Genomic DNA, 21269 nt, shown 5'->3' with positions numbered 1-21269 from the left:
GTTCACCTGCCGGAGGTCGTCGGGGAGGGGGCGGCCGCGGCGGCGGGCGCGGGTGCGTGGGAGGCGCCGCTGCCGGACGAGGCGGGCGAGGTCAGGGAGGCCGGGGCGGCCGAGGGCGCCGGATCGGCCGGTGTCGTCATGCCGGGGGCGCTGTCCGGGCCCAGCACACCGGCCAGGGCCGGGACCGGCGGCACCGCCGGGCGGGGCAGGGCGGTGCGGGCGGCCGGGCCGAGGGGCGACGGCTCGGCGGAGCTGCTCAGCGGCGCCCCCTCCGGCCCGGCGACGCTCGGCCGGCCGCGGACCGTGCCGTCCGGGAGGAGGAACACCGGGGTGCCGCCGGGCACCATCCCCAGCTTCCGGGCGCGCTGCTCCAGCGCGCCCGGGGCGGAGTAGGCGTCCACGTCCTGCTGGAGCGCCTGCTGCTCGTCCGTCAGCTCCTCGGTCTGCTTCTCCAGCTTGCTGAGCTCGAACGACCCTTGGTTGAGGGCGGAGTTGAGCAGCAGCAGGGTGATCAGGCCGGAGCCGAGGAGGACGACGATGAGCAGCACGAAGGGCGTGCGCGCCGCGGTGCCGCGGGCACCGGCGCCGGAGGGGAACAGCGCGGCGAGGCGTTTCTGTCTGCCGCGCGGCCCCTGCCCTTTCATGCGGTGTCCTCGACGTTCTCGCGGATGCGCTCCGCGCCGCGCAGCCGGGCGGGGGCGGCCCGGCGGTTCTCGGCGATCTCCTCCTCCGTGGGGAGTTCGGCGCCGCGGGTCAGCAGCTTGAGCCGGGGCTGGTAGCGCTCGGGGACCACCGGCAGGCCGGGCGGCGCCGTGTTGGCAGCGCCGGCCGCGAAGACCTGCTTGACCAGCCGGTCCTCCAGCGAGTGGTAGGCGAGCACGGCGATCCGGCCGCCCACCGCGAGCGCCTTCACGGCCGCCGGGATGGCGCGCTCCACGCTCGTCAGCTCCCCGTTGACCTCGATGCGCAGCGCCTGGAACGTGCGCTTGGCGGGGTTGCCGCCGGTGCGCTTGGCGGCCTGCGGCAGCGCGTCACGGATCAGCTCGACCAGCCGCGCGCTGGTGGTGAACGGTTCCTTGGCCCGCTCGCGGACGACGGCCTCGACGATCCGCTTGGCCTGCTTCTCCTCCCCGTAGGAGCGCAGGATCCGGACCAGCTCACCGGGCGCGTAGGTGTTGAGGACATCCGCGGCGCTGATGCCGGTCGACTGGTCCATCCGCATGTCCAGCGGGGCGTCCTGCGCGTACGCGAAGCCGCGGTCGGCCTCGTCGAGCTGCATGGAGGAGACACCGAGGTCGAACAGCACGCCCTGGACCCGCGGGGTCCCGAGCCGGTCGAGGACCTCGGGGAGCTCGTCGTAGACGGCGTGCACCAGGGTGGCGCGGTCTCCGTAGGGGGCGAGCCGCTCGCCCGCCAGCTTCAGGGCGGACGGGTCACGGTCGAGGGCGATGAGCCGGGCCGCCGGGAAGGTGGACAGCAGTGCCTCGCTGTGCCCTCCGAGGCCGAGCGTGCAGTCGACGACGACCGCACCGGGCTCGGCGAGCGCGGGCGCGAGCAGGTCCAGACACCTCTGGAGCATGACGGGGACGTGGCGAGTGTTGCTGCTCATACGGCGGCCCCGCCGCGCTCGGCCCGCCTGCCTCGGCAGAGCGCGCACCTCTTCCTGACTCGCTCGCTACGCTCGCTCATGTGCCTTCCGATGGGCTGGGCGGCAGGTGGGGCCCCGGCCGCTGGCTGGGGGATGCCGCACGTACCGCTTGGTCCCCGCCCGCTCTGAAGGGGAAGTGGCCCTCCGGCGACGGGGAAGTGACGTCGGAAGACCATGGGAGCGGGAGGAGGCCGAGCCGTACGTACGGTGCGCGCACACGAGGAATCCGGTATCCAAGGAGAGCGTCACGCCTCCCACTTCGCGCCACTTTAGTCCACCGGCTGCCCCGGTCAATCAACCGGTTCCGCGCGTCCTGCGACGGCTTTCCCGCCGCCGGTGCCGCGGGCTTCTCACCCGGACGGCGGCGGGGCGGACGGCCCTGTGGGTTACCTCACAAGGAGTGATGATGACCCCTATGCCCGACCTCTCATGCGGCTGAAACGACCGGCGCGGATTACGGTGAAACCATGTCCATACCTGCATCGCAGCCGCTTCCCTCCTCCGCCGACGGTGCCGTTCGTACCGGCGAGACGGTCACCGACAGTCTCGTCGAGGCGAACAAGCGCTACGCTGCCGCCTTCACCGACCCCGGGATGGATGCCCGGCCCGTCCGCAAGGTCGCCATCGTGGCCTGTATGGACGCCCGGCTGGATCTGCATGCCGCGCTCGGTCTCGAACTCGGCGACTGCCACACCATCCGCAACGCCGGCGGGGTGGTCACCGACGACATCATCCGGTCCCTGACGATCAGCCAGCGCGCGCTGGGTACCCGCTCCGTCGTCCTCATCCACCACACCGGATGCGGTCTGCTCAGCCTGACCGAGGACTTCCGCCACGACCTGGCCGCCGAGGTCGGACAGCGCCCCACCTGGGCGGTCGAGGCGTTCAAGGACCTCGACGAGGACGTACGGCAGTCCATGCAGCGGGTGCGCACCTCCCCCTTCCTCCCGCACACCGACGACGTCCGGGGCTTCGTCTTCGACGTGACGACCGGCCTGCTGCGCGAGATCGACCCCCAGCACTGACCCCGGCCCGGCCTTCCCGGCGACCGAACCTGCCCGGAAAGCCGGGTTCGCCGGGAAGGCCGGGAGATAACCTTGTGAGTTATCCACAGGTCATGACGCGAAGCCGCGCGGGCAGCAAGAATGCGTAGGTGCCGTCGTCCTGGCCCCGGCCGGGCGCGATGCGCACGTTCGGGGTGGGCCGGGTCCGCAAAGGGGGCATCGGCCCGTGGAACGGGCCGAGGAGGGCCGAGTGACGACGTATGACGAACGAGCGAGCCTCAGCGATCTGACCACCACCGCGGAGCGGGTTCACCGGTCGGTGGAGGAAGTGATCGAGGGCAAGCCGGAGGTCGTACGGCTCGCGCTGACCGTGCTGCTGGCCGAGGGGCATCTGCTCATCGAGGATGTGCCCGGCGTCGGCAAGACCATGCTCGCCAAGGCACTGGCCCGCTCCATCGACTGCTCGGTGCGGCGCATCCAGTTCACGCCCGACCTGCTGCCCTCCGACATCACCGGCGTCAGCATCTTCGACCAGCAGCAGCGGGACTTCGAGTTCAAGCCCGGCGCGATCTTCTCCCAGATCGTGATCGGCGACGAGATCAACCGCGCCTCGCCCAAGACGCAGTCGGCGCTCCTGGAGTCCATGGAGGAGCGCCAGGTCACGATGGACGGGCAGACCTACCAGCTGCCCGACCCGTTCATGGTGGTCGCCACCCAGAACCCGGTGGAGATGGAGGGCACGTACCCGCTCCCCGAGGCACAGCGGGACCGCTTCATGGCACGGGTGTCGATCGGTTATCCAAGCCCGTCGGCCGAGTTGCAGATGCTGGATGTGCACGGCGGCGCCTCACCCCTCGACGACCTCCAGCCGGTCGCGCACGCCCACGAGATCGTGAAGCTGATCGACGCGGTGCGCACGGTCCATGTCGCCGACACTGTCCGCAGGTACACCGTCGATCTGGTGGGGGCCACCCGCAGCCACCCCGAGCTGCGGCTCGGGGCCTCACCGCGGGCGACCCTGCATCTGCTGCGCGCCGCCAAGGCCTCGGCGGCGCTCCAGGGGCGGGAGTACACCCTCCCCGACGACGTCCAGTCGCTGGCGGTGCCGGTGCTCGCACACCGGCTGCTGCCCACCGCCCAGGCCCAGTTGAACCGCCGTACGGCCGAGCAGATCGTGCTGGAGATCCTCCAGCGCGTCCCGGTCCCCGAGCCCTCCGCCCAGCCGTGGCGGACACCCGGCCAGCGGCCGCCCGGCGTACGGGGGTTGTGATGTCCGACGGGGGGAGCGAGGGCGCTCCGGAGCGGGACGGGCTGCGGGCGGCCCTCGCGGGGCTGACGACCCGGGGCCGGTCGTTCCTGGCGGCCGGGGTGGCCGCCGCGGTGTGCTCCTACCTCCTCGGGCAGGCGGACCTGCTGCGGGTCGGGCTGCTGCTCGCCGCCCTCCCGCTGGTGTGCGTCCTGGTGCTGCACCGCACCCGCTACCGCGTCGCGGGCAGCCGGACGCTCGCCCCCGCCCGGGTGCCCGCCGCCACCGAAGCCCGGGTGCGGCTGCGGATGGAGAACGTGTCCCGGCTGCCGACCGGCGTGCTGATGCTCCAGGACCGGGTGCCGTATGTCCTCGGTCCCCGGCCGCGCTTCGTCCTGGACCGGGTGGAGGCCGGCGGCCGCCGCGAGGTCTCCTACCGGGTCCGCTCCGACCTGCGCGGACGCTATCCGCTGGGGCCGCTTCAGCTACGGCTCTCGGACCCGTTCGGGATGTGCGAGCTGACCCGCTCGTTCAGCGCCTCCGACACCCTGACGGTCGTGCCGCGGGTCGAACCGCTGCCGGCCGTGCGGCAGGTGGGCGAGGCCGCCGGGTACGGCGACGGGCGGCAGCACTCACCGGCGCTGGCCGGGGAGGACGACGTCATTCCGCGCGGCTACCGGCACGGCGACGATCTGCGCCGCGTCCACTGGCGCTCCACCGCGCGCTACGGGGAGCTGATGGTCCGCAGGGAGGAGCAGCCGCAGAAGGCGCGCTGCACGGTCCTGCTCGACACCCGCGAGGACGCCCATCCGGGCTCGGGCCCCGACTCGGCCTTCGAGTGGGCGGTGGCGGGTGCCGCCTCCACCGCGGTGCATCTGCTGGAGCGCGGCTTCTCGGTGCGGCTGCTGACCGACACCGGCAGCTCGGTGCCGGGCCCCGACGGCGCCGGCAGCTTCGGGGGCGGCACCGGCTCCGCCGACGCCGCGGGCCTGCTGCTGGACACCCTCGCCGTCGTGGAGCGCTCCGAGGAGCCCGGCCTGTCGGCGGCGTACGACGTGCTGCGCGGCGGCAACGAAGGACTGCTGATCGCCTTCTTCGGCGATCTGGACGAGGAGCAGGCGGTGGTCGCCGGACGGATGCGGCAGCGCAGCGGCGCGGCCGTCGCCTTCGTCCTGGATGGCGACGCCTGGACGCGGGGCCCCGGTGGCATCAGATTCTCCGACGGCCAGGTCCCGGTGGCCGAACGCCTTCAGCTGCTGCGCAAGGCCGGCTGGACGGCGCTGCCGGTGATGCCCGGGGACAGCCTCCCCGCCCTGTGGCGCGCGGCCGCGGAGCGTACGGGCGCCCCGGAGACGGTGGCGGGAGGCCGGTCATGAACGGGAGCGAGTGCCATGGACGGCTTACGGGCGGGCGGCCGCTGAGGGACGAGGGGCTGCCCGCGGACGGACGGCCCGGCGCGCGGTGCCCCCGTGGCCGGATCAGCGGCCGGCGCGGGCCTTGCCCCGGCGGCCCCGAAGGAAGCGAGGCACAGGCATGAGCGGCCGGGCGCGGCTGGCGCTGTGTGCGGCGGTGGCGACGCTGTGTGCCGCCGGTGCACTGCTGCCGCTGGTGGAACCGATCAGCTGGCTGATCCAGGCGGCGGTCCTGCTGGCCCTGCTGACGGGGGTGGGCGCGGCCGCCCGCCGGGTCCCCCTGGCCGGGCCGCTGGTCATCGGCGTACAGCTGCTGGCCGGCGTGCTGCTGATGACCCTGCTCTTCACGCCGGGTGAGGCGATCCTCGGCCTGCTGCCGGGTCCGGACGCCCTCGCGGAATTCGGTCGGCTGGTGCAGGCCGGCGTACGGGACGTCGGCCGGTACGCCATCCCCGCCCCCGTCACCCCCGGCATCCGGCTGCTGCTGATCGCCGGAGTGCTGGTGATCGGCCTGATAGTCGATGCGCTGGCGGTCACGTACCGCAGCGCCGCGCCCGCCGGTCTGCCGCTGCTCGCGCTCTACTCCGTGGCGGCGGGGCTTTCCCAGGGCGGCGCGGGCTGGCTGCGGTTCCTGATCGCGGCGGCCGGCTATCTGCTGCTCCTGCTGGCCGAGGGCCGGGACCGGCTCTCCCAGTGGGGCCGGGTCTTCGGCGGAGGCGCCGACGCCGGCCGGCCGGACCGCGGCCCAGGGTTCGCCGCCCTCGGCGGGCCGGTCCTGGCCCCGGTCCGTACGGGCCGCAGGATCGGCGCCCTGGTCCTCGGGATCGCCCTGGTGGTGCCCGCCCTGCTGCCCTCGCTCGGCGGCGGGCTGTTCGGTACCGGCGGCAGCGGTGCGGGCCCCGGCGGCGGAGGCGGCACGATCTCCGCGGTGAACCCCCTGGTGTCCCTTCAGGACAGCCTCAACCAGCCCGAGGACAAGGAAGTCCTCAACTACCGCACGACCGCCGCCGACACCCGCGGCATGTATCTGCGGATCGTCGCCCTCGACCAGTTCGACGGCACGACCTGGAAACCGTCCGAGCGCACGGTCACGGACGTCCCCGAGCGGCTGCCGCAACCGACCGGCCTCAGCCCCGCGGTGGACCTCGACCGGGTCAACACCTCGATCTCGACCGCCGAGTGGTACGCCCAGAACTGGCTGCCGCTCCCCTACCCGGCCTCCAAGGTGGACATCTCCGGGCGCTGGCGCTTCGAGCCCCAGGGCCGCACCCTCGTCGGGGACCGCGGACAGAACACCCACGGCCTCCAGTACCAGGTCGAGAGCCTCCAGGTGCGGCCCACGTCCCGGCAGCTGGCCGCCGCCCCGGCGCCCCCCGCCGACCTGCTGCGCGAGTACACCAAGGTCCCCCGCTCGCTGCCTCCGGTCGTCCGGAGCACCGCACGTCAGGTCACGCGCGGCGCCCCGACCGCCTATGCCAGGGCCGTCAAGCTCCAGGACTGGTTCGCGCTCAACGGCGGCTTCAGCTACAACACGGAGGTCCGGGCCGGCAGCGGTTCCGAGGCCATCGCGCGCTTCCTGCGGCAGAAGGAGGGCTTCTGCGTCCACTTCTCGTTCTCGATGGCGGCGATGGCCCGGACGCTGGGGATCCCGGCCCGGGTAGCGGTCGGTTTCACTCCCGGCACCAAGCAGCCCGACGGCACGACCTCGGTCGGCCTCAAGGACGCACACGCCTGGCCGGAGCTGTACTTCCAGGGCATCGGCTGGACCCGCTTCGAACCGACCCCGAGCCGCGGCAGCGTCCCGGACTACGCGTACCCCGACACCCCGGACGCCCCCGATCCCGGCAGCCCGGACCCCGCGCCCTCCCGGTCCGCGGCCCCCTCGGAGGGCCCGTCGGCGGACCCGTCCTGTGGCCCCGGTGAGCGCCGGTCCGGCTCCGGCTCGGCCTGCGTCCCGCTGCCCGCGGAGGCCGGCACCCGCCCGCCGGACGGCGGCTCGTCCCCCTGGCCGGCCGTCGTCACGGCACTGGCCGCGCTACTCGTCCTGATGCTGCCCACCGGCCCACTGCTGTGGCGCCTGCGGATACGTTCCGGACGCCTGGCGGGCCCGCACGACGACCCCACGGCGGCCACCCTCGCCGCCTGGCGGGAGCTGCTGGACACCGCCTGGGACTTCGGCATCCTGCCGGACGAGTCACTGACCCCGCGCAAGGCCGCCGAGCGCATCATCCGCATCCGGGATCTGCCACCGGAGTCCGCCGGGGCCGCCCGCAGAGTCGCGGCCGCGGTCGAGCAGGTGCTGTACGCCCCGCACCCGCAGCCGGTGTCCGGACTCGCCCTGGACGTAGAGCAGGTGCGGTCCGGGCTGCGGGCGGGCGCGAGCCGTGGTCTGCGGCTGCGGGCCCGGCTCGCCCCGCGCTCCGCGGTCCGGCTCCGCTGGGCCTGGTCGGCCCGCTGGGCGGCGCTGCTGCTCCGGTGCCGTACCAGCCGCCCGGTGGCCACGGCACGGCGCGCGCTGGCCGCCCTCCGACCGGGCCCGCGGCGGGCATGACCACACGGAACGAACATGTGCTGGGGCCGCCCGACAGGATCGGGCGGCCCCAGCACATTTTCTCTTCCGGCGCCACCGGAGAACGTGTTGCGTACCGAAGGGCGGAAATCAGCGGTGAACTATCGGGCGCGCGGAAGGCGAACTGCGGGCCTAAGACGGCGAACTGCCACGGCGAAAACACGGCGGGAAAGGGTGACGGAAAGTGCCGTGCGGCGCAACAGGAGAAATGACGGAAAGAAACATCTCCCGGGCGCGAGGGATCTCTCGGAGGACGTTCCGACGGATTCGGGGAAATCCCGCGAATCCGTCGCTCCCGTCGTGGCTCAGTGGCCCTGTTGTTCGTCCCGGCGTCGCTGCCAGCGGTCCTCGATACGGTTCATCATCGAGCGCCGCTGCCTGGCCTGACGGCGCGCCGGGGCGCCCGCGGCACCTCCGGAACCCGCACCGGACTGCCGCTCACCCGGCTTGGGAGCTTTGCGCCAGCCGGTGACCGCCAGCACGGCGCATCCGAGCATGACGAGGAAGCCCACCACACTGATCCAGATCTGCTGCGCGACCATGCCGGCCATGAGCAGGGCGATACCCACCAGGAAGCCCGCGACCGCTTGGTAGACCCGTCGCCGGGTGTACGTACGCAGCCCGCTTCCCTCAAGCGCTGTCGCGAACTTGGGATCTTCGGCGTACAGCGCTCGCTCCATTTGCTCGAGCATGCGCTGCTCGTGCTCCGAGAGCGGCACGGAGTCCTCCTACTCGTCGGTCGCGGGGGGCGACCGGGTGCGACCCTTTCAGGATAGGCAGGGAATCGCCCCCGTGAAACCCGCCCCTCGACGCCAGTTCACTGTCCGGGCCGCCACGGCGACCGGTGGTGATGCTGCCTGCATTCCCCACCCGCCTGTCCGTCATGCCGGAACGTCGTACCCCGATCATACGGGGCGAAGGGGCTGATCGGGTGGTCTGTGGCCGACTGCACGCGGTAGTCGCGTGAGCCGCGTGGGTCAGTCGCGTTCCGCGAGGACGTGCAGCTGGGTGGCCACGGAGTGGAAGGCGGGCTGTTCGGCGGCGGCCGCCTCGAGCTTCAGCAGGGCCTCCATGGCGCCCGGCTCGGTGTCCACCAGCACGCCGGGGACCAGGTCGGCGAAGACCCGTACGCCGTGGACCGCGCCGACCTCCAGGCCGGTGGCGGACACCAGCTCGGTGAGCTGGTCGGCGGTGAAGCGGCGCGGCACCGGGTCGCCCTCGCCCCAGCGTCCGGCCGGGTCGGTCAGGGCCTGGCGGGCCTCGGTGAAGTGGCCCGCGAGGGCGCGTGCGAGGACGGCACCGCCCAGACCGGCCGCGAGCAGGCTGAGGGTGCCGGCCGGGCGCAGAGCGTCGACGGCGTTGCGGACGCCCTCGGCCGGGTCGTCGACGTACTCCAGCACGCCATGGCAGAGCACGGTGTCGTAGCCGCCGCGCTCGACGACGTCGAACAGGCCGTGGGCGTCGCCCTGGACTGCGCGTACCCGGTCGGCGACGCCCGCCTCGGCGGCGCGGCGCTCCAAGGCGAAGAGGGCGTTGGGGCTGGGGTCGACGACCGTGACGCGGTGGCCGAGGCGGGCGACCGGTACGGCGAAGTTGCCGGTGCCGCCGCCGGTGTCGAGGACGTCAAGGACGTCGCGGCCGGTGGCCTTGACCCGGCGCTCCAGGGCGTCCTTGAGGACCTCCCAGACCACGGCGGTACGAAGGGATGCGCGCGGGCGCAGCGGGTCAGACACGGCGGGTGGCTCCTCGGCGGGGGCATGAACGTCTAGGCGTCCACCACCCTATTCCGTCCCGCGCCGTCCACCGCCTGCGGAGCCGCCGGGAGCCGACGTGGCGCTCGGCGGGGCGGGAGGGGGAGCGGGCGGCGGAGGTGGTGGAGCGGAGGGGGGGCGGTGGCCCGGGGCGCGAAGAGGGGGCGCTGTCGGCGGAGGGGTGGCGGAGGTGGTGGGAGGGGGTGGCCCCTGGGGTACCGGAGAGCAGGCACGGCGGGTGAGGGGGTGATGGGGCAGGCGATGGGGCGGAGGGATGTGGTGGCCCGGGGGCGGGAAGGCAGGCGCGGAGGGCGGAGAGGCGGGCGCGGGGCAGGTGGGGGCAGCGGGAGCCGAGCACCGCCGCTTTCCTTCCCCTCCCCCGGGCCCCCACCCCACCCCCACACCCCTCCTCCCTCCCCCGGCCTCCCCCCAGGCTCAGCTGTTCCTCACCCTGCCCGTTGAGGTGGCAGGGAGGGCTGGAGGAGCAGCATCCGCTCCACCAGGCGCAGGAACATGGCGGCGTCCCGCAGGAGGTCGTCCGCGTCACGGCGACTGGCCGCGCCGGCTATGCCGGCCTCGGCCTTCGCGCGGCGGGCGGCACCGGCGGCGAACAGGGCGCTCCACTCGGCCAGTTCGGGCGCGACCTCGGGCAGCACTTCCCAGGCGCTGCGGATACGCTGCCTGCGGCGCACGGTGGTCTCCGGCCGGCCACGGACGGCGAGGACGGCGGCGGCGGTGCGCAGCGCGGCCAGATGGGCCGTGGCGAACTGCTCGTTGGGGGTTTCGAGGGTCTGTGCTTCGTCGAGGCCCTGCTGGGCCTGGGTGAGCAGGGCGAGTGCGGCGGGTGGTGCTGCCGCCCGCCGCAGGACGGGGTGGACATCGCTCGGGGGACCGTACGCAGCGGAGCTGCCCCTGTCGGGACGAGCTGCCATGACGAACCTCCTGTCGTCGCATGCCGGTTCGGGACCGAATGCCGATTTCGGACCGGATGAGCCCATCGTGACGTACGCCACTGACAATCGGCACTGACCTGCACTTTCGTCGAAAAGGGGACGGCCTGATCCGCGAATCCGCGGGAACGGGTTCCCAACGCCCCCTTGCGGAACGGGGGGTGGGGTGCGGCATACTTTTTGAACTGACCAGTCAGTTCAAAGGAGGGGATCGTGGACAGCACCCCGCACGGGGCGGCGGTCACGGCCGCGGGATTCGGGGTCAAGGGCCCCCGCGGATGGGCGTTCCGGAACATCGACTTCACGGCCGGGCCCGGCTCACTGATCGCCGTACAGGGCCCCTCGGGCTCGGGCCGTACGTGTCTGCTGCTCGCGCTCACCGGCCGGATGAAGTCCGCCGCGGGCACCGCCGAGGTCGGCGGACTGCCGCTGCCGAAGAAGAAGGCCGCGGTCCGGTCCGTCACCGCGCTCGCCCATGTGCCGGGGGTCGCCGAGCTCGATCCGGCGCTCACCGTGGGCGAGCATCTGCGGGAACGCGCCCTGTTGCAAGGCCGGTTCGGCGGTTCGCTGCGGGCGCTGCTGAAGCCCCGGCGCGAGCGCAGGGCCGCGGCCCGCGCCCTGGTGGACACCGCGCTGGCCGCGGCCGGCCTCGACCTGGAGTCGCTGCCCAAGGGGATCCGTACGTCCGTGCGCGACCTGGAACGGCTGGAGGCACTGCGGCTGTCCGTGGCGCTCGCGCTGATCGGCGGCCCCCGGCTGCTGGCCGTCGACGACACCGATCTGAAGCTGTCCGACGACGAGCGCAGTGCGGCCTGGAAGATGCTGCACGGCCTGGCGGCGGGCGGCACCACGGTGCTCGCGGTGTGCAGCGAACCGCCGGAGGGCGACGAGGACGTGGTGCTGGTCCGTACGGGCAGCCGCCCGGAGCCCACCGCCCCCGAGGACGCGTCCGGCACCGCCACCACGGACCACGACGAGAGCAATGCCTCCGAGGCGAGTGGGGCCGGAGAGGCAGGCAAGGGCAGTCAGGGCGAGCCCTCCGGACCGGTCGGCACCGGGAGTGCGGACAGCGCACCGGCCGAAAGCCGCGCCGACGACGGCCACGACGACGAGGAGGGGGCGGCCGATGCGCTCGCCGAAACTGGCCGCGCTTGAGCTGAAGCGGTTCGGGAGGGGCAAGCTGCCGCGCGCCGCGCTGGCCGCCCTCCTGCTGCTGCCGCTCCTGTACGGCGCGCTCTATCTGTGGTCCTTCTGGGACCCGTACGGGCGGCTGGACAAGGTCCCGGTCGCGCTGGTCAATGAGGACACCGGCGCGGCCGTCGACGGGAAGCGGATCTCGGCGGGCGACAGCATCGTCTCCGGGCTGCGGGACAGCCATACCTTCGACTGGCGGCCGGTGGACGCCAAGGAGGCCGCCAGGGGCGTCGAGGACGGCTCGTACTACCTCTCGCTGACCATCCCGAAGGACTTCAGCCGGCGGATCGCCTCCAGCTCCGGGGACCATCCGGAGACCGGCGCACTGAAGGTGCGGACGAACGACGCGAACAACTACATCGTCGGGCAGATCTCCCGGACGGTGTTCTCCGAGGTGCGCTCCGCGGCCTCCACGAAGTCGTCGCGGACCTTCCTCGACAAGATCTTTGTCTCGTTCTCGACGCTGCACGGCAAGACCGAACAGGCCGCGAACGGCGCCGACCGTCTCCAGGACGGCATCGGGCAGGCCAAGCACGGCACGGGCAAGCTGGCCGACGGCCTGGGCACCGCGAAGACCGGCAGCGGCAAGCTCGTCACCGGTCTGGGCGACCTCGACGCGGGCGCGGGGCGGCTCTCCCGGGGCAGCTCCGATCTCGCCCGGGGAGCCGGGACCGCCGCCCACGGCTCGCGCCAACTGGCCGACGGCTCGGGGCAGGTGGCGCAGGGCACCCAACAGCTGGCGGACAAGGTCAACGGAGTCGTCGGCAAGGTGGGGCCCTTCATCCGGGCGCACGGCAAGGAGATCGGCGAGGCGGCGCAGCTCGTCGCCGACGGTTCGCAGGCGATCCGTGACCACTTGGACAAGCTGCCCGCGGCGGCCTCCACCGGTGCGAAGCTGTCCCGGGGGATCTCGGATCACATGGCCTCCTACTACCGGCTGCGCTGTGAGAGCGGGGTGCGGCTCGACACCTCCTGTGCGGAGCTGAAGCAGCTCAAGGAGGAGGCGGCCACCGCGGCGGACAAGGCCGAGGAGGTCAGCGGCTATGTGCACGACCAGAAGAAGCTCGACCAACTGGGCCGGGACCTGGACACCCTGCACTCCCTGGCGAACGAGCTGGCGCAGCGCGGGCCCACCCTGGGCGCCGACATGGACGCCGCGGTCAGGAAGATCAACGACCTGAACGACGGTGCGCACAAGGTGTCCGCGGGGGCGCGCAAACTGGCCGCCGGCAACGCCCGGCTGGCGGACGGCGCGGACCAGCTCAACGACGGTGCGCACCGGCTGCACGACGGTACGGGCCGCGCGGCGGCCGGGATCGGCGACCTCGACTCCGGTGTGGGCCGGCTCAAGGACGGCGCGCAGACACTGAACGGCGGCATGTTCAAGCTCTCGGACGGTTCGCAGAAGCTGGCCGGCGGGCTGCACGACGGGGCGAAGCGGATCCCCGACTACGACAAGAAGGACCGCGACGCGCACACCCTGGTCATGTCCGACCCGGTGCAGCTGTCCTCGGACGCGGCCCACAAGGCGCCCAACTACGGCACCGGGTTCGCCCCGTACTTCATCCCGTTGTCCCTGTGGGTGGGCGCGATGGTGGCGTACATGCTGATCCAGCCGCTCAACCGGCGGGCGCTGGCGATGGGCGCGGCCTCCTGGCGGGTGGCGCTGTCGGGCTGGCTGCCGGTGTTCGGCGTGGGGGTGCTTCAGACCGCGGCGCTGATGTCCGTACTGCACTTCGCGATCGGTCTGGAGATGGTGCGGGCGGCCGGCACGATTGGGTTCCTCGTCCTGGTCACGGCGTGTTTCTCGGCACTGGTGCAGTGGCTGAACGCGCAGTTCGGACCGGCCGGGCGGATCCTGGTGCTGGCGCTGCTGATGCTCCAGCTGACGTCGGCGGGCGGCACCTATCCGGTGCAGACCAGTCCGGGCTTCTTCGCCGCCATCCACCCGTATTTGCCGATGAGTTACATCGTGGAGGGGCTGCGCCGGCTCATCACGGGCGGTGACCTCGCGCCCGTGTGGCAGGGCAGTGTGGTGCTGCTGGCGTTCACCGCGGGGGCCCTCGCGCTGACATCCCTGACGGCGCGCGGCCGCCAGGTGGTGCGGATGAAGGACCTGCATCCGGAACTGAGCCTGTGAGCGCCCGCCCGTCGCCCACCACCGCCCTGCCGGAGGCGCTCCGCGCCGCGCATCAATCGTCCGGGGGCGGCACAATCGCCCCCATGGACAGCTCCAATACACGCCGCGACGCCACCCGGCTCAAGCTCTTCGAAGCCGCGGTCACCCTCATCGCAGAACAGGGCTTCTCCTCCACCACGGTGGACGAGATCGCCGAGCGGGCGGGTGTCGCGAAGGGCACCGTCTACTACAACTTCGCGAGCAAGAACGTGCTCTTCGAAGAGCTGCTGCGACACGGCATCGAGATGCTGGCGACGTCCCTCCAGGCGGCCGCCGAGGAGGTGGCCGACGGGGGCGGCACCCGGATCGACGCGCTGGACGCGATGATCCGGGCCGGGCTGGACTTCATCTCCCGTTACCCGGCGCTCACCCAGCTCTACGTTGCCGAGCTGTGGCGCACCAACCGGGCCTGGCAGTCGACGCTGATGGTGGTGCGGGAGCGGGCCATCACGGTGGTGGAGGACGTACTGCGGGAGGCGGTCGCCCGTGAGGAGCTGAGCGAGGAGATCGATATCCCGCTGACCGCCTCGGCGCTGTTCGGGATGGTGCTGGTGGCCGCCCTGGACTGGCAGTCGTACCAGCCGGACCGATCGATCGACGACGTGCACGCGGCGCTGTCGCGGCTGCTCCAGGGGCGGATCAGCGGCCGGCCCTCGCAGTGACGGGCGGGCGCCCCCCGGAAGCGGAAAGAGGGTGCGCGCCGTAGTGGTCAGGTACGGCGCGCACCCCTTTTTCCTTCCCCCGGGGCCCGCACAAAAGAGTGCGCTGCCCTGGCACGGATCGTTCCCCCTTCGATCCGACCAGGACAGCGCTTCCCCCGTTCTCCCCCGTACTCCCCCGTGCGTCCCCCGTGTTCCCCCGTCACGTCCGGGAGCCGCGCCGCTCCGCCGCCCCGTGTCGGCGGTGCGGCGCCGCTTCCCTTCCGTGATCCCTACTCTTCCGTCCGGGAGGGCTCCGGCCCATCCGCGTACCTACTCATCTCGGCGTCTGAGTACGGATACTCAAAACTGAGCACCGGCCCCCAGTCGGGGCCTACGATCTGCGGCGTGTCCGTACTTCCCTTGGTGTTCACCAGTGGCTGGGCGAGCGGGATCAACGCCTATGCCGTCGTCCTGCTCCTCGGTCTGCTCGGCGCGACCGGCGTGACCGATGAAGTGCCCGCGGCGCTGGAGCGCCCGGATGTGCTGATCGTGGCCGGGCTGCTCTTCGTGGTCGAGGCCGTCGCCGACAAGGTCCCGTACGTGGACTCGGTCTGGGACGCCGTGCACACGGTGATCCGCCCGGTCGCCGGCGGGGTGGTGGCGGCGCTGCTGGCCGGCCACAACGGTTCGCTGCCCGAGCTGGCGGCGGGCGCGGTGGGCGGCTCCACGGCGCTGCTGAGCCATCTGGTCAAGGCCGGCACCCGGATCGCGGTCAACACCTCGCCGGAGCCGGCCAGCAACATCGTGCTGAGCCTGGCCGAGGATCTGGGGGTCGCGGGGCTCATCGCCTTCGCCCTGTTCCATCCGGTGGCCGCGGCGGTCATCGCGGGGACGCTGCTCGCCGCGGGGATCGCGGTGGTGATCTTCCTGTGGTCGCGGATCCGCCGGTTCCTCCAGCGGCGGCGGGAGCGGCGCGCCCAGAAGCGGTCGGCCGTGGCGGCCGGCACGGCGCCTCCGGTGACCTGACGGCGGCTCCCGGCGGTGGCGGACGGCCGCTGCCGGACGGTTTTCCACAGCCGTGCGGGCGTTGTCGGCGGGGCCGGATAAAGTCGCAGGCATGGCACGGATTGCGGTGATCGGCGCCGGGATGGGCGCGATGGCGGCCGCTGCCCGGCTGGCCGTCGCGGGCCACCGGGTGGCGGTGTTCGAGCGCGGCGCGACGCACGGCGGCGCGCTGCGGCAGCTGGCACGGGACGGCTTCGCCTTCGACACGGGGCCCGGACTGCTGCATCTGCCGGCCGTCTACCGCGATCTGTTCCTCAAGACGGGCCGGGAGCCGCTGGAGAGCTGCGTCGAGCTGACCCAGGTCGACCCCGCCGCCCGCCATGTGTTCGCCGACGGCACGGCCGTCTCGCTGCCGAACGCCTCGCGGGCCGGCGTACTGGCCGCCCTCGACGAGGCGCTGGGCGCGGGCGCCGGAGAGCGCTGGAGCGACCTGGTGGGGCGCGCCCGCGAGGCCTGGGACGCCACCCGCCGGCCGCTCCTGGAGGAGCCGCTGTGGCAGGACTGGCAAGTGCTGGGACGCGATCCCTATCCGGCGGTGCGCAAACGCGGTCTGTTCGGCCGGGGCAAGGGCCCCACGACCGCCACCCTCGCCGAGGTGGCCCGCCGCGAGCTGGCCGACCCCCGGCTGATCGCGCTGCTGGAGAGCCATGCGCTGGCGTACGGCTTCGACCCGCGCAGCGCCCCGGCCGGCGCCGTCGTGCTGCCGTACATGGAGCAGACCTTCGGGAGTTGGTATCCGCGCGGCGGGATGCGGGCACTGGCCGATGCGCTGTACGAGCGCTGTGTGGCGCGCAAGGTGGAGTTCAGCTTCGGCACGGCGGTGACCGGAATCGTGGAGAAGGACGGCCGGGCGGCGGGCGTGGAGCTGGCCGACGGCCGGGTGTCCGAGGCGGAGTTCGTGGTCGCGGGCGTCGATCCGGTGCGGCTCGTGGAGCTCTGCCAGGGGCGTCAGCCTTGGGGCGCGGACGACGTCCGCCCCGACCCGGTGCCGGGTGACCGCGCCACCGGACGGCTCACGGTCTGTCTCGCGCTGCGCGGGGCGCGCCCCGGGGACGCCGCTCATCGGACGGTGGTCCATGCCGCGGACCGCGCGGCCGAGCTGGCGGGTGTGTTCGGCGACGGGTCCGGACTGCGGACCCCCTGCGACCGGCCCACGGTGACGGTACTGCGCCCGGACGACCCGGCCACCCGGCCGGACGACGCCCATGAGGCCGTGACCCTGACCGCGACGGTGGCTCCGCACGGCCCGGTCGACTGGACCGACGGGGAGGCCGTGGCGGCCGACGCGGAGCGGATGACCGAGATCGCCGAGGCCGCGGTGCCCGGGCTGCGGGACCGGGTGCTGTGGCGCGAGGTGCTGCCCCCGACGGACGACGCGCTGGTGCCGGGCCCGGCGCTGGCCGGCCAGAAGGGCCGATTCCTGCGGCCCGCCAACCGCACCCGGATACCGGGGCTCTACGCGGTCGGCGGCTGGTCCCACCCGGGCGGCGGCCCGGCCCACGCCGGCATGTCCGGCGCGATCGTGGCGGGCCTGATCGTCAACGGCGACGAATGGCGCGGCTCTTCATAAGATCCCCGCTTGGGTGGGCTTCCCACGTTTTTGTCTTTCCCGCCGTTCCGCTGCGCTTTGCCTCGGCCGACGTTTGTGGCTTTCCCGCCGTTCCGCTGCGCTTTGCCTCGGCCGACGTTTGTGGCTTTCCCGCCGTTGCGCCTGCGGCGGGCCGGGGTGGTTGTCGGGTGCGGTGACGGACCTCCGGGGCCTGGTGTGTGGACTGCTTCGCTTTACGTCCACACACCAGGCCCCTCCGGCCCGTCCCCTCCCGTTGGGGGAGTGAGTGCAGGTGGGTGGGGGCGGACCGCCCATGCTCGTGCCCGTGACCATGCCTAATGGCCATGCCCCCGCCCATTGCTGTGATCGACAAGGCGCACCGGACCACCTACGGGTCCACCCACCAAGGTTTTCCCACCCCTCAACGGGAGGGGACGGGCCGGAGCGGGTGGGGGTGTCCGGACGTAAAGCGAAGCAGTCCGGACACCCCCACCCGCGCAGGCCCGTCACCGCACCCAACAGCCCCGCGCAGCGGCACCGCCCGCCGCAGGCGCAACGGCCGGGGCACCGCGCAAGCGGGCAACAAACGGCGAGCAACACCCACGGCCGGAAAGCCGAAAACGTGGGAAAAACTCAATACCGGTACTGCTGCCCGTCGTACCCCGGCTGCTGGTATGGCGGGTAGGGCTGCTCGGGCGGGAGCTCGGTGTCGCGCTGCTGGGGGACCCAGACGCCGCCGGGCGGGGTCTCTCCGTAGCTCTGGCCCGGGTACGGGCCGAGCGGCTGTCCCTGGCTGTCGTACTGCTGCGCGCCGTAGGGCGGTTGGGCGTATGGGTCCGGCTGCTCGTAGGGGTCGTAGGGCGCGGCGTACTGCTGGGTGCCGAGGTACGGGTCGGCGTAGGGCGCCTGTCCGCCCTGGCCCGGATTGTCGCCGTAGGCGGCGTAGGGATCGCCATACGGGTCCTGGGCGGCGGGGCCCTGGCCGTAACTCCCGTCGTACGCATAGCCGTTGCCGTTGGCGGCGCCGTTGTAGGCGTCGTAGCCGTAGTCGTTCTGCGGGCCGCGGGCGTCGGGGCTGTAGATGCCGTACTGGCCGGTCTCGTCGGGCATCGGCTGCGGGGCGTAGACGGCGGTGGCGTCGGCCCGGGGGTAGTCGTCCTGGACGGCGAACGCCTGGGTGGCGTAGGCGTCCTGGTCCTGCTGCGGCTGGTAGGGGTCCTGGCTCCGGTAGCCGTCGTCGGCGGTGTAGTTGTAGGAGCCCGGCCCGCCGTAGGAGCCCTGCCCGGCGAAGGTGTCCTGCGCGGGGAAAGCGCCCTGGCCGACGATGGTTTCCTGGGCGGCGAAGGCGTCCTGGCTCTGGAAGCCGCCCGTGCCCTCGAAGGCGTCCCGGCTCTGGAAGCCGCCGGTGCTCTCGAAGGTGTCCGGGCCGCCGTCGGGAGCCGGGGCGGTGCCGCCGGTGGGCGGTACCGCCTCCAGGCCGGAGACCTCCAGGGTCGGTTCGGCGGGCGGCGGACCGGCCGGGCGGCCCCGCCGGCGCCGGCTCTCGCCGGGCTTGCCGCCCAGCGCCCAGCCGGTGGTGAAGCCGCGGCGGAAGGACAGCGTGACCTGCGTCTGCCCGATGGCGAAGGCGATCAGGCCCAGCCCGATCACGATCACCGAGGGGATGATCACGCCGATGACCACGGCGAGGAAGCCGGTGAAGGCGAGCAACCGCCAGCGCAGCCGCGCCTTGTACTGGAGCAGCACCTCACCGAGCAGCCACAGGGCGACCAGACCGAACGCGATGTAGAGGATCGTCCAGCCCATATACGCCCCTCTTCCGCCGCTCGCCGGCCACCGTGATCAGGACTGCTGGTGCAGCCCCAGATTCTCGTAGATTTCCAGGGTCGCCGTGGAGTGGTTCAGGGTAATGAAGTGCAACCCGGGAACTTCCTCGGCCATCAAGCGTGCGCACAGGTCCGTTGCGTACTCGATCCCAATGGAGCGTACCGCCGCGGGGTCGTCCTTGACGGCCAGGATGCGCTCGGCCAGCTCGGGCGGGAACGCCGCATTGCTGAGCTGAGCGAACCGTTCGATCTGGCGCACGTTCGTCACCGGCATGATCTCCGGAATGATCGGCGTGGAGCAACCCGCGGCCGCGACCCGGTCCCGGAGCCGGAAGTAGTCCTCCGGGTAGAAGAACATCTGGGTGATGGCGAAGTCCGCCCCGGCCCGGCACTTGGCGACGAAGTGTGCCACATCGGTGTCCCAGTCCGTCGAGCGCGGATGCATCTCGGGGAAGGCGGCGACGCCGACGCAGAAGTCGCCGGACTCCTTGATCAGCCGGACCAGGTCGGCCGCGTAGCCGACGCCGTCAGGGTGCCTGACCCACTCACCCATGGGGTCGCCGGGCGGGTCGCCGCGCAGCGCGAGCATATTGCGGATCCCGGCGTCGGCGTACTGGCCGATGATGTTGCGCAGATCCGCCGTGGAGTGGTTGACCGCGGTCAGATGGGCGACCGGGGTCAGGGTGGTGTCGGTGGCGATGCGCTCGGTGGCGCGCACCGTGCCGTCACGGGAGGTGCCGCCGGCGCCGTACGTCACGGAGACAAAGGTCGGGGAGACGGCCTCGATCCGACGAATGGCGTTCCACAGGGTCCGCTCACCCTTCTCGGTCTTCGGGGCGGCGAACTCGAACGAATAGGACTGCTTGCCGGAAGCGAGCAGCTCGCGCACCGTGTGCGCACGATCAGTCCTGGTGGAAGCTGTACCTAGGGCCATACCGGCAGGTTAACCAGCGGCGGGGCACACACCAACCGTCTTCGGCGTAATGCCTGGTTGGTCGGGTTCATGTCCACTGGTTGGACATTTTCCGGTCGCCCGGACGACAGAAAACCGCCACTCGTCCGTCGACGAGCGCCGCGCAGCCCTTAGGCCTCCCAGGTGCGGATGCGCTTGGCCAGGGCGGCGGCCGCCGCTCCCGGGTCGTCCGCCTCGGTGATCGCGCGGACCACGACGACCCGGCGGGCGCCGGCGGTCAGCACCTCGGCCAGATTCCCGGCGTCGATCCCGCCGATCGCGAACCAGGGGCGCTCGGGGGCACGGGCGGCGGTGTAGCGGACCAGGTCGAGGCCGGGGGCGTGGCGGCCCGGCTTGGTGGGCGTGGGCCAGCACGGGCCCGTGCAGAAGTAATCCACGCCGGGCTCGGTGAGCGCGGCGTCCACCTCCGCCTCGGCATGGGTGGAGCGGCCTATGAGGACGTCCGGGCCGAGGACGGCGCGGGCGGCCGGGACCGGCAGATCGCCCTGGCCGAGGTGCAGCACCTCGCTGCCGGCCGCATGGGCGACATCCGCCCGGTCGTTGACCGCCAGCAGCTTGCCGTGCCGCCGGCAGGCGTCCGCGAAGACCTCCAGGTGGCGGAGCTCCTCACCGGCCTCCATGCCCTTGTCGCGCAGCTGGACGATGTCCACTCCCGAGGCCAGCACCGCGTCCAGGAACTGCGGCAGATCGCCCTGGCGCTTACGGGCGTCGGTGCAGAGATAGAGCCGGGCGTCGGACAGGGCCTGTCGTGCGGTGCTCATCGGGCGGCTTCCCCCCAGGTCGGGGGCGTACGGCCGGGCCTTCCGGCGCGTACGCCCCTCGGGTGCGGTTACGGATGCAGGTGCGGCGGCTGGACGGGAGCGCGCCGCGCCGGGCGGGTCAGACGGCGAGCGCCTGGGCCCGGCGCTTCACCTCCGTGCCGCGATTCTCGCGCAGCGCCTGGGCAGGCGTGCCGGGCAGGGTCTCATCCGGGGTGAACAGCCACTCCAGCATCTCCTCGTCGGTGAAGCCGTCGTCCTTGAGGAGGGTGAGGGTGCCGACGAGGCCCTTGACCACCTTGTCGTCCTTGATGAAATCGGCGGGCACATGCAGCGCCCGGTTCTCGCCACGGCGCACCGCGATCAGCTGGCCCTCCTTGACCAGCTGCCGAACGCGCGTCACCTCGACGCCGAGCTGCTCGGCGATGTCGGGGAGGGTGAGCCAGGCGGGGACGAGTCCATCGATGTTTGCGTCAATCTCGGTCACAGGACAAGCCTGCCACC

Annotated in this window: 18 protein-coding genes; 9 read left to right on the top strand and 9 right to left on the bottom strand. The window is 72.7% G+C overall.

All coding sequences use genetic code 11. The annotated features are described in order from the left end of the window. Positions 1-2: 2 nt before the first annotated feature. Positions 3-644 carry a cell division protein FtsL gene (gene ftsL, locus TU31_RS34245; RefSeq protein WP_042162034.1) on the bottom strand — a complete coding sequence of 214 codons (642 nt, stop codon included), beginning with the start codon at positions 642-644 and terminating at the stop codon, positions 3-5. Beyond that, complete coding sequence (gene rsmH, locus TU31_RS34240; protein WP_078886105.1) at positions 641-1609, bottom strand: 16S rRNA (cytosine(1402)-N(4))-methyltransferase RsmH; 969 nt, start codon at positions 1607-1609, stop codon at positions 641-643. The genes ftsL and rsmH overlap by 4 nt, the downstream gene beginning before the upstream one ends. A 506-nt stretch (positions 1610-2115) precedes the next feature. On the opposite strand from rsmH, the gene TU31_RS34235 reads away from it, so the two are divergent. From TU31_RS34235 to TU31_RS34220, 4 genes are all read left to right on the top strand, one after another. Next, positions 2116-2673, top strand: coding sequence for a beta-class carbonic anhydrase (locus TU31_RS34235; RefSeq protein WP_042162030.1), 558 nt, complete (start codon positions 2116-2118; stop codon positions 2671-2673). 229 nt (positions 2674-2902) lie between these two features. Next, complete coding sequence (locus TU31_RS34230; protein WP_042162029.1) at positions 2903-3922, top strand: AAA family ATPase; 1020 nt, start codon at positions 2903-2905, stop codon at positions 3920-3922. Continuing rightward, entirely contained in the window at positions 3922-5274 is a 1353-nt protein-coding gene (locus TU31_RS34225) for a DUF58 domain-containing protein (protein WP_042162191.1), read from the top strand. Before TU31_RS34230 ends, TU31_RS34225 begins: the two co-directional genes overlap by 1 nt. Positions 5275-5431: 157 nt before the next feature. After that, complete coding sequence (locus TU31_RS34220; protein WP_042162027.1) at positions 5432-7861, top strand: transglutaminase TgpA family protein; 2430 nt, start codon at positions 5432-5434, stop codon at positions 7859-7861. A 323-nt stretch (positions 7862-8184) separates the two neighbouring features. Here the strand turns inward: TU31_RS34220 and TU31_RS34215 are convergent, their stop codons facing one another. The 3 genes from TU31_RS34215 to TU31_RS34205 all read right to left on the bottom strand — a co-directional run bounded on the left by TU31_RS34215 (position 8185) and on the right by TU31_RS34205 (position 10562). Then, a complete protein-coding gene (locus TU31_RS34215; protein WP_042162025.1) occupies positions 8185-8598 on the bottom strand; it encodes an SCO2097 family morphological protein in 414 nt (137 codons plus the stop codon). A gap of 258 nt (positions 8599-8856) precedes the next feature. Then, positions 8857-9612 (bottom strand): methyltransferase, encoded by a 756-nt coding sequence (locus TU31_RS34210; RefSeq protein WP_042162023.1) that lies wholly within the window; start codon positions 9610-9612, stop codon positions 8857-8859. Positions 9613-10076: 464 nt separating this feature from the next. After that, entirely contained in the window at positions 10077-10562 is a 486-nt protein-coding gene (locus TU31_RS34205) for an SAV_6107 family HEPN domain-containing protein (protein WP_042162020.1), read from the bottom strand. Positions 10563-10793: 231 nt separating this feature from the next. On the opposite strand from TU31_RS34205, the gene TU31_RS34200 reads away from it, so the two are divergent. From TU31_RS34200 to TU31_RS34180, 5 genes are all read left to right on the top strand, one after another. Continuing rightward, a complete protein-coding gene (locus TU31_RS34200; protein WP_042162014.1) occupies positions 10794-11735 on the top strand; it encodes an ATP-binding cassette domain-containing protein in 942 nt (313 codons plus the stop codon). After that, positions 11707-13914: a YhgE/Pip family protein gene (locus TU31_RS34195; RefSeq protein ID WP_042162012.1), complete on the top strand. Its 2208-nt coding sequence runs from the start codon at positions 11707-11709 to the stop codon at positions 13912-13914. The genes TU31_RS34200 and TU31_RS34195 overlap by 29 nt, the downstream gene beginning before the upstream one ends. Positions 13915-13997: 83 nt before the next feature. Further along, positions 13998-14615 (top strand): TetR/AcrR family transcriptional regulator, encoded by a 618-nt coding sequence (locus TU31_RS34190; RefSeq protein ID WP_042162189.1) that lies wholly within the window; start codon positions 13998-14000, stop codon positions 14613-14615. A gap of 384 nt (positions 14616-14999) precedes the next feature. Continuing rightward, positions 15000-15620 carry a DUF4126 domain-containing protein gene (locus TU31_RS34185; RefSeq protein WP_042162010.1) on the top strand — a complete coding sequence of 207 codons (621 nt, stop codon included), beginning with the start codon at positions 15000-15002 and terminating at the stop codon, positions 15618-15620. A gap of 91 nt (positions 15621-15711) precedes the next feature. Then, positions 15712-17229: a phytoene desaturase family protein gene (locus TU31_RS34180; RefSeq protein ID WP_042162009.1), complete on the top strand. Its 1518-nt coding sequence runs from the start codon at positions 15712-15714 to the stop codon at positions 17227-17229. A gap of 612 nt (positions 17230-17841) precedes the next feature. On the opposite strand, the gene TU31_RS34175 is transcribed toward TU31_RS34180, so the two are convergent. The 4 genes from TU31_RS34175 to TU31_RS34160 all read right to left on the bottom strand — a co-directional run bounded on the left by TU31_RS34175 (position 17842) and on the right by TU31_RS34160 (position 21252). After that, positions 17842-19014 carry a hypothetical protein gene (locus TU31_RS34175; RefSeq protein WP_042162006.1) on the bottom strand — a complete coding sequence of 391 codons (1173 nt, stop codon included), beginning with the start codon at positions 19012-19014 and terminating at the stop codon, positions 17842-17844. A gap of 36 nt (positions 19015-19050) precedes the next feature. Continuing rightward, entirely contained in the window at positions 19051-19968 is a 918-nt protein-coding gene (gene metF, locus TU31_RS34170) for a methylenetetrahydrofolate reductase [NAD(P)H] (protein WP_042162004.1), read from the bottom strand. A 149-nt stretch (positions 19969-20117) separates the two neighbouring features. Continuing rightward, complete coding sequence (gene thiE / locus TU31_RS34165; RefSeq protein WP_042162003.1) at positions 20118-20768, bottom strand: thiamine phosphate synthase; 651 nt, start codon at positions 20766-20768, stop codon at positions 20118-20120. Positions 20769-20886: 118 nt separating this feature from the next. Beyond that, on the bottom strand, positions 20887-21252 hold the full coding sequence (locus TU31_RS34160) for an Rv2175c family DNA-binding protein (protein WP_042162000.1): 366 nt from the start codon (positions 21250-21252) through the stop codon (positions 20887-20889). Positions 21253-21269: the final 17 nt, after the last annotated feature.

It is taken from the genome of Streptomyces lydicamycinicus, assembly GCF_000829715.2.
Taxonomy (GTDB): Bacteria; Actinomycetota; Actinomycetes; order Streptomycetales; family Streptomycetaceae; genus Streptomyces; species Streptomyces lydicamycinicus.
The sequence above is the reverse complement of the archived record's forward strand: the minus strand, read 5'-3'. Positions and strand labels throughout refer to the sequence as shown.

What these genes read in the sequence shown, in the direction of transcription:
- ftsL (WP_042162034.1), bottom strand. Translation starts at nt 644, where the DNA reads ATGAAAGGGCAGGGGCCGCGCGGCAGACAGAAACGCCTCGCCGCGCTG.
- rsmH (WP_078886105.1), bottom strand. Translation starts at nt 1,609, where the DNA reads ATGAGCAGCAACACTCGCCACGTCCCCGTCATGCTCCAGAGGTGTCTG.
- TU31_RS34235 (WP_042162030.1), top strand. Translation starts at nt 2,116, where the DNA reads ATGTCCATACCTGCATCGCAGCCGCTTCCCTCCTCCGCCGACGGTGCC.
- TU31_RS34225 (WP_042162191.1), top strand. Translation starts at nt 3,922, where the DNA reads ATGTCCGACGGGGGGAGCGAGGGCGCTCCGGAGCGGGACGGGCTGCGG.
- TU31_RS34220 (WP_042162027.1), top strand. Translation starts at nt 5,432, where the DNA reads ATGAGCGGCCGGGCGCGGCTGGCGCTGTGTGCGGCGGTGGCGACGCTG.
- TU31_RS34205 (WP_042162020.1), bottom strand. Translation starts at nt 10,562, where the DNA reads ATGGCAGCTCGTCCCGACAGGGGCAGCTCCGCTGCGTACGGTCCCCCG.
- TU31_RS34195 (WP_042162012.1), top strand. Translation starts at nt 11,707, where the DNA reads ATGCGCTCGCCGAAACTGGCCGCGCTTGAGCTGAAGCGGTTCGGGAGG.
- TU31_RS34190 (WP_042162189.1), top strand. Translation starts at nt 13,998, where the DNA reads ATGGACAGCTCCAATACACGCCGCGACGCCACCCGGCTCAAGCTCTTC.
- TU31_RS34180 (WP_042162009.1), top strand. Translation starts at nt 15,712, where the DNA reads ATGGCACGGATTGCGGTGATCGGCGCCGGGATGGGCGCGATGGCGGCC.
- TU31_RS34175 (WP_042162006.1), bottom strand. Translation starts at nt 19,014, where the DNA reads ATGGGCTGGACGATCCTCTACATCGCGTTCGGTCTGGTCGCCCTGTGG.
- metF (WP_042162004.1), bottom strand. Translation starts at nt 19,968, where the DNA reads ATGGCCCTAGGTACAGCTTCCACCAGGACTGATCGTGCGCACACGGTG.
- thiE (WP_042162003.1), bottom strand. Translation starts at nt 20,768, where the DNA reads ATGAGCACCGCACGACAGGCCCTGTCCGACGCCCGGCTCTATCTCTGC.